Below are 12,218 nucleotides of genomic sequence, written 5' to 3' on the forward strand. Positions count from 1 at the left end.
CCGCCGATCACCGTTCACGAGGGTGGGCGAGCGCCTCGCGCGCGAGCCCCACTCTCGAACGAAGGCCGAGCTTCGCCAGAGCATGCGACACGTGCGTCTGCACCGTCCTCGGTGATATCCGGAGCCGCACCGCGATCTGCGGGCCGGTCAATCCCTCCCCGACCAGGATCGCGACCCGCCGCTCCGCCACCGTCAACGACTCCCAGCCGGTCTGCGCGGTTCTGCGCGACCCGACTGCGCCGAGCGGCACACCGCACTCCCGCACTCTGCTCGCGATCCGATCCGCGACGGTGCGCGCCCCGAGGTGTACCGCAAGATCGTGCGCGCGACGAGCGTGGACATGCGCCTGATCGCGCTTCGCCGAGGCCGCCGCAGCACATGCCGCCTCTTCGAGCGCCGCGAGCTCCGCAACGGCGTCGCCACCCGCAGCGAATGTGTCGGCCACCTCGGCCAGGCCCACATGGTCACCTTTGCTCAAAGCCTCGACGAACTCGGTCGTCGGTGCAATCGCCGGCGAGCGGTCCGCCCGTATCTCCTGGACAACTTCGTAGACCTGCGCGAACAGGCCCCTGTCGCGGGTCTGCACGGCGATCCGGGCGATGTGCGGCGCGAATCGGAGCGCCCACACCAGCCGGCCGCCGTCCACCGCAAGACGCCACGCCTGTGCGGCGCTCTCTTCGGCTCGCTCGTGTTCGCCGAGCGCACTCCACAATTCCGCACGGCCGTATTCGATATCGGGAAGCCCGAACATCCGTGGCGTGTTCCCCGCCTCCCACATCCGCAATCGTCGCTCGGCGGATTCGAGATCACCGCGGTGCACGTCGACCAGCGCAGCGGTCCCCACAGCACACGATGTCCAACCGGAATCCGTCTGTGCGGCAACGACGAGGGCATCGTCGCACGCGGCAATCGCCTCGTCCCACCGCCCCAGCGTGAACAGTGTCGACGCCGTGACCGAATGGTGTAGCGGCAGCAGCCACATCTCGGCCATCGTGTGTGCGCGGCGCGGCACAGCCGTCCGTCGCGCCAACGCCGCGATCGGTCCGTGTACGTAGAGCGATGCCCACATCGCCCACGCTCCGGCCACCGACGTCTCGCGATCGAGCACCCCGTGTCCGCTCGCCGCCTGTTCCCCGCGTTCGAACCATTCGAGCCCGAGTGTGGCGTCCCCGGAAAGCACTGCGTGGACGCCTGGCCCGATCGTGTCGAGGCCGAAGTCTGCCAATTCCTGGCCGGCGGCCGGTGGAGCCGGCGCGTCGCCCAGGAGTGGCTCGGCGCCCCCGATCAAAGCCAGCCACTCGCGGTACTGCTCGAACCACCCGCGTGTCTCCGGCGGCAACGACGATCGGAGCAGCTCGTCGATCGAGGCTCGGGCACGAGGTACGTCGCCGAGCACAGTGTGGGACGTCAACGACACCATCAGGGCAAATGTGCGTTCGTCATGTGCGGTCTCGAGCACACCGTCGGCGAGTTCCGCAGCCGCACGGAATCGGCCGGACTCCGCGAGCACGGCGGCACGCGCAAGGGTCGGGTTGCCGCGAACAGTGGCCGCCAATTCATCCGAATCGAAGGCCCCGAACGTCTGTACCGAACTGGGCTGGCGACTCGGCACGAATGTGCCGGGCGCGTCGGCCCGTTCGCGATGAGCCGACAACCGTGCGGCAGACCCACCACCTCGGGCCAATGATTCCGCGACGGCGTGATGCAGCAGTCTGCGGATGCCGGGCGCAACGGTGTCGTACACGATCTGCCGATAGGCGGGTGCGACGAAGTCGAGATCGCCGTCGTCCGACCAACGCAACACCCCCGCGTCGACAGCGGCAGCGACCGCACCTGCGCACCGGGCCGGTGCCTCCCCACCGATGTCCGCGAGTTCCTCGACGCCCATCGGACCGTCCGCAACAGCCAACACCTGCACGAGGTCACGCACCCGCGGCGACAGGCATGAGAGGTGGGATCGAATACTCTGTCCGAGCTGGTCGGACAGTTCCACTTCGGTTCCGCGGAGGGTGATGAGACCGGATTCGGTGTCGACGGTGGTGTGCTCGCGACTCGCGAGCAGGTCCACCAACTGCCCGACGTGGAGCGGATTTCCGCCGGCCTGGCCGAGATACCGGATCAGGTCGGGAGCGGGATCACCACCGAGATGCAGGCGAACGACAGCGGCTACCTCTTCGGAGTCCAGCGGAGCGAGCTCGATCGTCCGTGCGTGAGGCTGCGCGGCGAACATCGTCAGCGCCATCCGTTCCGGCACCCGGCGGTAGGCGAGGATCACCGTGAGCGGCAGTCGAGCCGAGACCGCACTGATCCTGTGCAGCAGAGCCAAGGACTCTCCGTCGGCGAGATGCGCGTCGTCGACGACGAGCGCGACAGGTCCGTCTGCGTAGATCGCATCGAGATTGTCGATGTTGTATCCGAGGATTTTCATGTCGGGTGTCGCACCGGCACCCGCAAGGAAGAGGCGGCCGACCACGGACGAAGGTGAGCATGAATCCAATTCGTCTGCGGTTGTCGCCACGACACGGACATCGTCGAGTGCGCAGGCGATTTCACGAAGGACCGTGGTCTTTCCGAGACCGATCGAACCGACCAGCGCAAGCGCACCGTGTTCGGTGCACCGAACGTATCGGCGCACATCGTCGGCGAGGGATCGGACCAGATTCGCACGAGGTGTCCGATCTTCCTCCATGAGATCAAGATTAGGTCGGTTATGTCCGTTGCAGGCCGATACGCGAGAACCGACTACGTCGTTCGACGGATGTTTCGAACGCGTTCCGGGGCGACGATGAGTCCATCCCACTCTGTACTTCGGCGCGACATCGACGCCGGAACCGACCGACAGGGACACGATCATGACCTACCGAAGGATTCTCGGATACGCGACGGTGGCCGCTGCTGTCGTCCCCCTCGTCCTGGCCGGCACCGGCGTCGCGACTGCGATGGGCGGGAACGACCCCAGAGACGTGTACCTCACCTCCGACTTCAACTCGATCACCGCGCACATCGGCCAGGACCAAGGCATCACCGACTGCAAATTGGTGGCGCAGGGCCCGGCGTCGTCGGACATCCACGAGACCGACTGGACAAGCAATGAGTCGATCACTCTCTGGCTACCGCAGAACAGGTACACAGCGACGGTGTTGTGCAAGTGGGACATGACCGGCCCCGACGGATGGATCGTGCGGCAAGAGGCGGTGAACACGCCTCCCTTGCTGCACGAGAGCGCGATCGACCTCATCGAGCGAGGCTTCGCCTGAGGGTGCCCCGCGATCGCCGATCAGCGACGGCATCGCCCCGTACTCCGAGCGAACGGACCTCAGCCCCCCGACCAGAGGTCCGTTCGCTCGGAACCCACCGTGTTCCGTACTACCCAAGGAAAGAGACCAGAGAAGATCATGACAACGTTCCGGACGATCCTCGGATACTCGGTCGCGACGGCCGCGACCGTTCCTCTCGTGCTTGCCGGGTCCGGCATCGCACACGCAATGGGCGGAGCACTGCCTGGCTCGGTGTACTTCACCAGCAACTCGGATTCGATCACTGCTCACATCGATGCGAGCCGCGGCATCACCAACTGTGCGCTCTTCGTCAACGACGGGCACCCCGACAACGCGCCCGATTCGGGCTGGTCGAGCGACACGACGATCACGGTGTGGGTGGCACCGGGTACGTACACGGCCGCGTTGAACTGCAAGGAGGACGGCAGCGCCGAATGGCACAACGTCAAGCAGGAGCAGGTGAACGTGCCACCTTCACTGATCGATCAGCTGATCGATCTACTGGAAACCGGTTCGAGCTGAGCCGACACTCTCAGGGTGTGTCGACGAGGGTGAAGCCCGCGCCGACTCCTCCCTGCGCGTCGATCTCCTCGACGATCCGATCCGCGCGCTGGTAGGCCGCGAGCCCTCGGCCGGTCGGCCGGTACCCGACGGAGAGCCCGATCCACTCGCCGGTGTCGGCCCGGGCCAACGGGCCTCCCGAATCCCCCGGCTTCATCAACAGCGCGGACGACATCAGGTTCGAGTCGACGAGCACGTCACCGGAGGTACAGGCCACCCCGTTGGTACGACCCGCGGCGCAGTGCACTCCGACAGCGCTGCCACCGGGTTGCAGCGACCCGATGGATTCGAGAACGACTCGTTCTCCACGGTCGTTCGGCAGCGAGGTATTCGAGCCGCGTACCTTCGTCTCGTCGAGCAGGAGGACGGCGTAGTCGGGTGCTTCGTCGGTGGGGAAACCGATGGGGTCCACCGAGCCGATGCTGGCGACATCCGTCTCGGCGCCGAGCGGTCCGCGATGCTGCTCGCCGACCTTCCACACCTGGGATGAGCCGTCCTGTCTGCAGTGGCCCGCGGTGATGGCGACGAGGCGGTCCGCGTCGTCGCGTCCCACCGCAGCGACGGAGCACCAGCCGGGTACCGGCTCTGCCGAGAACGTGATGCCGTCACCCGGACGAAGCACGACCCGGTCGTCTCCCCCACCTGCCGCGGCAACCCCCGGAATCGTCAATGCGAAGGAGAGAGCCGCCGCGGACGCAGTCAGGCCACGATTCACTTCTTTCCGGCCTTGGCCGCAGCCTTGGATGCCTTCTTGAACTCGCGCACTTCGTGCAACGACTGCGAATCGACGACATCGGCGATCGAGCGACGGGACCCCTCGTCGCCGTACGCCCCTGCCGCTTCACGCCATCCCGCAGGCTGCACACCCCGCTGCTTACCGAGCAGTGCCAGGAAGATCCGGGCCTTCTGATCGCCATACCCGGGAAGCGCTTTGAGTCGCTTCAGCACTTCCTTGCCGTCGGGGTCGCCCAAAGTCCAGATCGCGGAGGCGTCGCCGTCGTACTCCTGCACGATCGCACCGCACATCGCCTGGATTCGCTGGCCCATCGATTTCGGGAAACGGTGCACGGCCGGCGGCTCGGCACACACCGCGATGAACTCGTCGGGGTCCATTTCCGCGATCCGGTGCACGTCGACTCCGCCGAGCCGATCGGCGATCTTCTTCGGACCCGCGAACGCCGTTTCCATCGGTACCTGCTGGTCGAGCAGCATTCCGATGAGAAGCGCCAGCGGATTCTCGGAAAGCAATGCGTCTGCGTCCGGATCCCCGACCAGGTTCAACGTCGTTGCCATGGGTCGATCATGCACCCCTGGTCACTGTCGCCGCCACAGGACGACCCCGGCGATCACCGTCGCCGTGAGCGCGATCGACGCAATCAGCGCATACACCCAGTGTGGAAAGAGCGTGGGTTCCGACGTGCCCGGCACGGCAGCGAGGGCTGCGAACAATGCGACGACGGCGATCGCGCCGCCTGCGGCCGACCATCCGCGGGCAAGTCTGGAGTGGTGCGCTCCGCGTAGTTCGGCACTGCGTAGCACCGCGTGCTCGATCACCTCGACCGCGCTCGCGAGTTCGGCGTCGAGGTCTGCGATCTCGTCTGCGACCCTGTCGACGAGCACGGACCGCAATTGCGTCGGCTGCGTCCACGAATGGAACCGGTTGTTCTGGAGCGAAGATTTGCGGAGCAACGCTCGTTCCATCTTCCGGGCCTGCATGGCCGCGATATCGTCCAACGCCTCCACCAGCCGGTCGCCGGTGAGATCGTCGTGGTTGCGCAGGTGTCCCAGGACCCGCCAGAAATCGGTCGAGGCGTGGGCGCGCACGGCTACCCACGGCAGCAAACCGTAGATCATCTCGCTGGTGTCGTTGCCCACGTAGTCGCTGCCCGCCGGGGTTGCCTCGAGATCCAGCAGTATCGCGCCCGAATCCTCTCGCACCGCAATCGCCGCCCCCGGCTGCACGGGGTGGTCCACGAGCGAGACCCGGTCCCAATCCCACAGCACCCCCCACATCTGCGCTGCGGCACGGGCCTGGGAGTCGCTGCGCCGGCCGTCGACGAGTTCGCGCACGCGGTCGCCGCCGCTCGATACGACTTCCACCACCAAGGCCTCGATGACTTCCCGGTCACCGACACCACGATGGCGGTGCACCGCCAACTCACTCAGAGCGCGGTACGTCGTGGGTTCGGGCATCCGGCAGTTCAAGCCGGGGAACAGATCGTTGAGACACGCATTGCTGTTCAGCGAGAACGGTGCCAGGAACTCGTCCAGGGCAGGGCGGAAGCCTGCACCGTCGCGGTCCTGCAGAGCATCCGTGCGCCAGTCGATCAGCGGGGAGGTGTCGTCGGTCAGCATTTCCAGGGCCAGTACCAATCCGTGGCCCGGGATCTCCCACAACGACAGGCAGGTCGCGGGCGACCCGACGAACGGATGCGCCTCGCCGGTGCGCAGCGATCCGGTCGAGGCTCCGAACGACAGAGGTGCTCGCTCACGATCGGTGACCTTGCGGTACGCGAGCAGGCTGGCCGGCCGCACGCCGTGATCGGTGCCCGGCAGTGAACCGATTCGAGACGGAAGGAACGGTTCGAGTTCACCCACCGCCGCGACCGGCGGTGGCGACACCGCCGCGGCCTCGACGTCGAGAGCCAGGAGAAACACCTTCAAAACACCGTGACAGCCCGTGACGGAACCGACGGCAGCTGCGCCGGCTCCGGATCGTACGAGAGCGCGGTCTTCCATCACACTCACCACTTCCGAACCCGCCGCGGGAATGCGGCGACCCTGACATCGGAGTATGACAGCTATTCACAGGAAAGCGAATCTGCGGATTTCGGGAGGTCAGAGCGATGCGCTGAGAGTTGTCCACCGTCGGTCCACCTGTTTTCCACAGGTTTGTCCACAGCTTGGGAGAACGCGTGTGACGCCCGGCGCCGATGCGCTTCGGGATATCAGCGCTTCGGGATTTCAGCGCTTCGGGATTTCAGCGCTTCGGGATTTCAGCGCTTCGAGATTTCAGTGACCGAGCGTCTTCTCCGTCGCGGCGAGCAGCACACAGGTCGCGACGCCGTCCATCGCCTTGGCGAGTTCGTCGAGCGACGGGAAGCTCGGAGCGAGGCGAATGTTCTTGTCGTCGGGGTCGTTCTTGTACGGGAACGCGGATCCCGCACCGGTCAGGGCGATGCCTGCGTCCTTTGCAAGCGCGATCACCCGCTTGGCGGTGCCGTCCACGACGTCGAGGCTGATGAAGTAGCCGCCTTTCGGCTCCGTCCACGACGCGACCTTCGACGCACCCAGCCGGTCCTCGAGGATTTTGCGGACCAGCGCGAACTTCGGCGCGAGAATGTCGCGGTGCTTCGCCATGTGCGCGCGCACGCCGTCCGCATCGCCGAAGAAACGCAGATGGCGGAGCTGATTGATCTTGTCGGGGCCGATCGTCTTGATCCCGAGCAGCTTCTGATACCAGTCGAGGTTCGCGGTGGAGCTACCGAAGAAGCTCACCCCCGATCCCGCAAAAGTGATCTTGGACGTCGAGGCAAGAGCGAAGACGCGATTCGGGTTCCCGGCTTCGGCGGCGAGCCGCAGGATGTCGATCGCCGGGGCGACCTCTTCGAGAACGGGATGCACCGCGTACGCGTTGTCCCAGAAGATCCGGAAGTCGGGAGCCGCGGTGGGCATCGACACGAGCGCGCGAGCGACGTCCTCGCTGTAGACCGCACCGGTCGGGTTCGAGTACGTCGGAACCGTCCACATGCCCTTGATCTGCGGATCGTTCGCAACAAGCTCGGCGATCGCCCGGACATCGGGGCCGTCGTCGTTCAGCCGGACCGGAATCATCTCGATGCCATAGCGCTCGGTGATCGCGAAGTGACGGTCGTAGCCGGGTGCCGGGCACAGGAACTTCACGACCGGTTCCTGCGACCACGGACGCGGCGAATCGACGGTGCCGTGCAGCAGCGACCACGTGATGAGGTCGTGCATGATCTCGAGGCTCGCGTTGTTCCCAGCGAGCAGGTTGTCGACGGGGATGGAGAGCAATTCGGCGAAGATCGCACGCAGCTCGGGCAGGCCCTTCAGCCCGCCGTAGTTGCGGCAGTCGGTGCCGGTGGCATCCCGGTAGTCGTCCGCGCCCGGCAGCGACAGCAACTCCGCAGAGAGGTCCAGCTGCTCGGGGGACGGCTTGCCGCGGGTCAGGTCCAGCGTCAGCTTCTCGGTCTTCAACCGCTCGTAATTCGCGGATTGGCGCTCGTGCTCGGCAACGAGTTCCTCATGGCTCATCAACCCGATCTGGGTCTGCGTAGGCATGCGGAGAGACCTTTCACCGTGCACGGTGACACGGGCATCGGCGGAAAAATAAGGGGACCCCGCGCACCCGGCAGAGCCCGTTGACCCTTGCTGCCTTCCGGCCCTGGGGGAGTTCACAGGATGCGCGCCGCGCGGGATCCATCGGCAAGTCTAGAGGACTCCCCACACCGGTGCGCACCACCCCCTGCAAGGCCTCCCGATTCGTGTTTCGACCTGCCCGTTTGGGAACTCTGCGCGTTGATTCGGTATGCTTCCCCACGGAGGATTCGCCTAGTGGCCTATGGCGCTCGCCTGGAACGCGGGTTGGGTTAACGCCCTCAGGGGTTCAAATCCCCTATCCTCCGCCAACGGGAAGCCCGTGACCAGCAGAAATGCCGGTCACGGGCTTTTCTCGCACTGGGTCACTTCACAAGAGCACGTGCCGAATCCGTGTCATCGTTTGTCCCAGCGCAGCACGCATTGGACACTGGAACAGCCCGGGAGCGACTCGGGGTGCACGTGGGAATGGGCGGCGACGCCGCCCGCATCGAAGGAGTTCGTCGAAGACCGTGCTCAACGACCACAACGACACGATCCGCGACCAGGCCGACTCACAGCAGGCCGCCCAGTGGCGCGAGATGCTGGACCGGGAGATCGACGAAGTCTCGGCCGCGATCGAGGCCATCGAGAAGCGCGCCCTCGCGGAGCACCGCGCCGGCGCTGTCGATCGCGCGCGCAGGTTCGATTCCGACAGCGAGAAACTCCGCATCGAACTGAAAGAACTTCACCGGATGCGACGCAACCTCACCGACCGATTCGCCTGACCGGACACCTACTCGCAGGCCACGCCGTCGTTGTCGCCGTCCATCTTCGGCCGGTACCCGGGCTCACCCACGTACAAAGGCGCAGCTCCGGCCGCGCGGGCGGCGGCACAGTTCTGGTAGTACACCGAACCCGGGTCGGCCTCGACGACCGGAACCGGTTCCGGGGTGGGCTGGGGTTGGATCCGCTGGGGTGCGGCGGTGGTTGCAGCGGGTACCGGCTGCGGCGCAGGGATCGTCGTGGTCGGAACCACCACGGCCTTCGACGGTTGCGCGACAGGTGCCGACCCGCCGCATGAGGTGAGAACCCGCACCATCGCGTCGTGTTCGGCCTGCGTCACCCACAGGTTGTAGGCGGCTTTCACCTGCACCTGACGTGCCACATACGTGCAGCGGTAGGCATTGTTGGGCGGCAGCCACGTCGCGGCGTCACCGTCGCTCTTCTGCTGATTGATGGGTCCGTCGACGGCCTGGAGATTTCTCGGATCGTTCGCGAAGTCGGCGCGGGTCTGCGCATCGAGCTGTTGGGCGCCCTTCTGCCACGCGTCCGACAGCGCGACGACGTGGTCGATCTGCACCGCCGTGGACGTGTCCTGACCTCGAGTGAACGCAATGGAAGTGCCGGTGTACGTGTCGTTCAGGGTTCCGGACAGGACGACGCAGTCACGGGTACCGGGCTTGTAGGCGATATCGACGAGGTCCCGGGCGAGGATGTCGTTGCGGGTGTCGCAGCCGTTGTGCCCGCCGGCGACCGAGACGTCGTCACTCCAGGCCTGGCCGAACAGGTCGCGGTCGTAGCCGGTCTTCGGTGCGCGGCCCTTGATCGGCAGCGTCGAGAGTTGCGCTAGCGCGGCCCCCGCTTCTCCCGAGTCCTCGAGGTCCGCCGGGAGCTCAGCGACGGGCGAGGCCGCAGTCGACGACGGCGACGCTGCCGACCGCTCCACGGTGGGGGTGACCGTCGGCTCGACGCTCGAGGTTCCGGTGCTCGCTGCATGGTCGAGTTCCGGCGCGACGTCGCCGGTCACGTCGGTGCAGCCTGCGACGAACACCACCGCGGCGGCGATCACCGCAGCCCAGTGGGCGCGCGAACGAATAGGGCCTGTGACGTGCATTGGGGACAACGGAGCACTCCTGTGCGCGCGAACAAAACTACTGCCAGCGGTATCGCCGCACCATGCCCGTTTCGTTACATTCACTACCTAACTGCCCAGGTTGTCGCCCACCTATTATTTGTCCGTGGTCGGATACAGCAGGCAACTCCATGCACTCGCGGTTGTCCTGGCCTCACTTGCCGGCTTCGTGGACGCCCTCGGCTTCATCACGCTGGGCGGGGTCTTCGTGTCGTTCATGAGCGGGAACTCCACCCGGCTGAGTGTGGGGATCGCCGAAAGCGCGTGGCAACACGCAGGCCTCGTCGGAGGTGTCATCGCGCTGTTCGTCGTCGGGGTGATACTCGGCGGGGTCGTCGCAGAACTCACCGATCACGACCGACGTACGAGGAAGAGCTCGGTGCTCGCCCTCGTCACCGGGCTGCTTCTGATCGGCTCGATCGCCGTCCTCGCCGGATGGATCCCGCTTGCCGTCATCGCAATGACGTTGGCCATGGGCGCCGAGAACTCCGTTTTCCGACGCAACGGCGAGGTCAGTATCGCCTTGACCTACATGACCGGCGCGCTCGTCAAGATCGGTCAACGCATCGCCGCCGCGTTCTTCGGCGGCCCCCGATGGAGTTGGCTCCCCTATCTCGCCCTGTGGGCAGGACTGGTCGGCGGAGCGGTCCTCGGAGCACACGCACACCGCGTGCTCGGTCTGCACGCACTGTGGATCGCCACCGCCGTGTCCGCCGCGCTCACGGTCGGAGTGCGGTTCCTGCCCTACCGGGCGTGAACGACGCGGTCGTCGAGAAATCCCTTCAACCCGCCACTGAAGACATCATTGTCGTCGCCGGCGACCATATGGCCCGCTCCGGCAACATCGATCATTGTGGCGGTCGGGATCAGCTCGAGCAGTTCTTTTGCACCTTCCTCGCTGACCACATTGGACTGCTTACCGCGAACGAGCATCGTGGGAACGGCGATCGCTTTCGCGGCGTCGCGGGCACGTTCGTACCGCAGGATCGAGTCGGATTGACGGGTGGGTTCGTCGCCCCCGCGAAGAAACGCCGGATCCCAATGCCAGTACCACCTGCCGTCGCACCAGCGTAGATTCTTGCGCAAGCCTTCAGGATTGGGCTTGCGAACACGGTTCGGCGTATAGGCCGCGATCGCCGCGGCAGCATCATCGAGGCTCTCGAATCCGTCGAGGCCACTGCGCATGAACGACATGATCTCCGCGGTACCGCCGGTTTCGACCTTCGGAGCGATATCGACCAGGACCAGACCGCGTGCGAGCTCGGGATTCTCACCTTGCCCGATCAACGACGTCATTCCCCCCATCGACGCGCCGACGAGAACCGGCTTCTCCCCCAACTCACCGATGATCGCCGTCAGGTCGGCGACCAACGCATTCATGCCGTAGTCCCCGTCGGGGGCCCACTGACTGTCCCCATGCCCACGCGCATCCACAGCGATGGCGGACCAGCCGTCCGCCGCAAGGCTGCGGCCGGTGTTCCGCCAGGAATGTCGGGTCTGGCCGCCGCCGTGCAGCAACAGCACGACACCTTTTCGGTCGACGCCCGCCCCGCCTGCGCTGCGGGTCGGTGGATCCCACCGGTCGGCGGCAAGGATGACACCGTCACCGTGAAATTCGGGCTGTGTAACTACTGGATCCATGAAATCCCTCACTATCATCGATCGCGTATCACTCATCGTGCAACCTGGTGAACAATTATTCACCGGACTCGCCCCATATCGCGTTTCTCAGCGCGGCGCGCCTGTCGCGACGGGCGAGGTGCTCCCCCTTCCGGAGAGAGGCACGCCGGAGGTAGGCCGAGATTTGCGGCCGTGCACCAGCCAGTAGAAACCCAGGAGTGCCACCATCACTCCGGACAGGGCGAGATACATTCCGGAATAACCGGTCGCCGGTAACAGCGCACCGAGCACGATCGGACCGACACCCACGCCGGCGTCGAGCATCAAGAAGAACGTGGAGGTGGCCGTGCCGACCTTTTCTCGCGGCACGATGGACACCGCCACAGACTGCAACGACGTCATCAATGCACCGAAGCCGAGTGCACACAGGATTGCCGCAGTGACGAATCCACCTGGGGCAGACCACAACGACAGAACAACCAGGCCGGCCGCGAAGCACACGACGGCGGTCACTCGAACTAATTTAC

The 12,218-nt window shown here is 65.7% G+C and carries 12 protein-coding genes, 1 tRNA gene and 1 other RNA gene; 5 read left to right on the forward strand and 9 right to left on the reverse strand.

The genetic code is table 11. The features are described 5' to 3' along the window. Window positions 1-7: 7 nt before the first annotated feature. Window positions 8-2,689 (reverse strand): LuxR C-terminal-related transcriptional regulator, encoded by a 2,682-nt coding sequence (locus tag HCA61_RS24215; RefSeq protein ID WP_169690728.1) that lies wholly within the window; start codon window positions 2,687-2,689, stop codon window positions 8-10. Between the two features lie 163 nt (window positions 2,690-2,852). Between HCA61_RS24215 and HCA61_RS24220 the strand changes: the two genes are divergently transcribed. After that, window positions 2,853-3,257 (forward strand): hypothetical protein, encoded by a 405-nt coding sequence (locus tag HCA61_RS24220; protein WP_169690729.1) that lies wholly within the window; start codon window positions 2,853-2,855, stop codon window positions 3,255-3,257. 138 nt (window positions 3,258-3,395) lie between these two features. Then, window positions 3,396-3,800: a hypothetical protein gene (locus HCA61_RS24225; protein ID WP_169690730.1), complete on the forward strand. Its 405-nt coding sequence runs from the start codon at window positions 3,396-3,398 to the stop codon at window positions 3,798-3,800. Between the two features lie 10 nt (window positions 3,801-3,810). Here HCA61_RS24225 and HCA61_RS24230 read toward each other — a convergent pair whose 3' ends face one another. From HCA61_RS24230 to ffs, 5 genes are all read right to left on the reverse strand, one after another. Continuing rightward, window positions 3,811-4,554, reverse strand: a complete 744-nt coding sequence (locus HCA61_RS24230) for a serine protease (RefSeq protein WP_169690731.1) — start codon at window positions 4,552-4,554, stop codon at window positions 3,811-3,813. Continuing rightward, on the reverse strand, window positions 4,551-5,132 hold the full coding sequence (locus tag HCA61_RS24235) for an HhH-GPD-type base excision DNA repair protein (RefSeq protein WP_169690732.1): 582 nt from the start codon (window positions 5,130-5,132) through the stop codon (window positions 4,551-4,553). Before HCA61_RS24235 ends, HCA61_RS24230 begins: the two co-directional genes overlap by 4 nt. 21 nt (window positions 5,133-5,153) lie before the next feature. Further along, complete coding sequence (locus HCA61_RS24240) at window positions 5,154-6,497, reverse strand: hypothetical protein (RefSeq protein WP_247274850.1); 1,344 nt, start codon at window positions 6,495-6,497, stop codon at window positions 5,154-5,156. 354 nt (window positions 6,498-6,851) lie between these two features. Beyond that, window positions 6,852-8,141 (reverse strand): aminotransferase class I/II-fold pyridoxal phosphate-dependent enzyme, encoded by a 1,290-nt coding sequence (locus HCA61_RS24245; RefSeq protein WP_169690734.1) that lies wholly within the window; start codon window positions 8,139-8,141, stop codon window positions 6,852-6,854. A gap of 48 nt (window positions 8,142-8,189) precedes the next feature. Continuing rightward, an RNA gene (ffs, locus tag HCA61_RS24250) (signal recognition particle sRNA small type) lies at window positions 8,190-8,284 on the reverse strand. A gap of 116 nt (window positions 8,285-8,400) precedes the next feature. Between ffs and HCA61_RS24255 the strand changes: the two genes are divergently transcribed. Next, a tRNA-Ser gene (locus HCA61_RS24255) sits at window positions 8,401-8,488 on the forward strand. A 201-nt stretch (window positions 8,489-8,689) separates the two neighbouring features. After that, on the forward strand, window positions 8,690-8,944 hold the full coding sequence (locus tag HCA61_RS24260; protein ID WP_169690735.1) for a hypothetical protein: 255 nt from the start codon (window positions 8,690-8,692) through the stop codon (window positions 8,942-8,944). 8 nt (window positions 8,945-8,952) lie between these two features. Here HCA61_RS24260 and HCA61_RS24265 read toward each other — a convergent pair whose 3' ends face one another. Then, window positions 8,953-10,053: a DUF1524 domain-containing protein gene (locus HCA61_RS24265; RefSeq protein ID WP_169690784.1), complete on the reverse strand. Its 1,101-nt coding sequence runs from the start codon at window positions 10,051-10,053 to the stop codon at window positions 8,953-8,955. A 124-nt stretch (window positions 10,054-10,177) separates the two neighbouring features. Here HCA61_RS24265 and HCA61_RS24270 point away from each other — a divergent pair, with 124 nt between their 5' ends. Further along, window positions 10,178-10,828: a YoaK family protein gene (locus tag HCA61_RS24270; RefSeq protein ID WP_169690736.1), complete on the forward strand. Its 651-nt coding sequence runs from the start codon at window positions 10,178-10,180 to the stop codon at window positions 10,826-10,828. Here the strand turns inward: HCA61_RS24270 and HCA61_RS24275 are convergent. Both HCA61_RS24275 and HCA61_RS24280 read right to left on the reverse strand, forming a co-directional pair. Next, window positions 10,816-11,712, reverse strand: coding sequence for an alpha/beta hydrolase (locus HCA61_RS24275; RefSeq protein ID WP_169690737.1), 897 nt, complete (start codon window positions 11,710-11,712; stop codon window positions 10,816-10,818). The two genes, HCA61_RS24270 and HCA61_RS24275, sit on opposite strands and share 13 nt — an antisense overlap. Before the next feature lie 87 nt (window positions 11,713-11,799). After that, window positions 11,800-12,204 carry an MFS transporter gene (locus HCA61_RS24280; protein WP_206040524.1) on the reverse strand — a complete coding sequence of 135 codons (405 nt, stop codon included), beginning with the start codon at window positions 12,202-12,204 and terminating at the stop codon, window positions 11,800-11,802. Window positions 12,205-12,218: the final 14 nt, after the last annotated feature.

Source organism: Rhodococcus sp. HNM0563, assembly GCF_012726195.1.
Taxonomy (GTDB): domain Bacteria; phylum Actinomycetota; class Actinomycetes; order Mycobacteriales; family Mycobacteriaceae; genus Rhodococcus.

What these genes read in the sequence shown, in the direction of transcription:
- HCA61_RS24215 (WP_169690728.1), bottom strand. Translation starts at nt 2,689, where the DNA reads ATGGAGGAAGATCGGACACCTCGTGCGAATCTGGTCCGATCCCTCGCC.
- HCA61_RS24265 (WP_169690784.1), bottom strand. Translation starts at nt 10,053, where the DNA reads ATGCACGTCACAGGCCCTATTCGTTCGCGCGCCCACTGGGCTGCGGTG.
- HCA61_RS24225 (WP_169690730.1), top strand. Translation starts at nt 3,396, where the DNA reads ATGACAACGTTCCGGACGATCCTCGGATACTCGGTCGCGACGGCCGCG.
- HCA61_RS24275 (WP_169690737.1), bottom strand. Translation starts at nt 11,712, where the DNA reads ATGGATCCAGTAGTTACACAGCCCGAATTTCACGGTGACGGTGTCATC.
- HCA61_RS24220 (WP_169690729.1), top strand. Translation starts at nt 2,853, where the DNA reads ATGACCTACCGAAGGATTCTCGGATACGCGACGGTGGCCGCTGCTGTC.
- HCA61_RS24235 (WP_169690732.1), bottom strand. Translation starts at nt 5,132, where the DNA reads ATGGCAACGACGTTGAACCTGGTCGGGGATCCGGACGCAGACGCATTG.
- HCA61_RS24245 (WP_169690734.1), bottom strand. Translation starts at nt 8,141, where the DNA reads ATGCCTACGCAGACCCAGATCGGGTTGATGAGCCATGAGGAACTCGTT.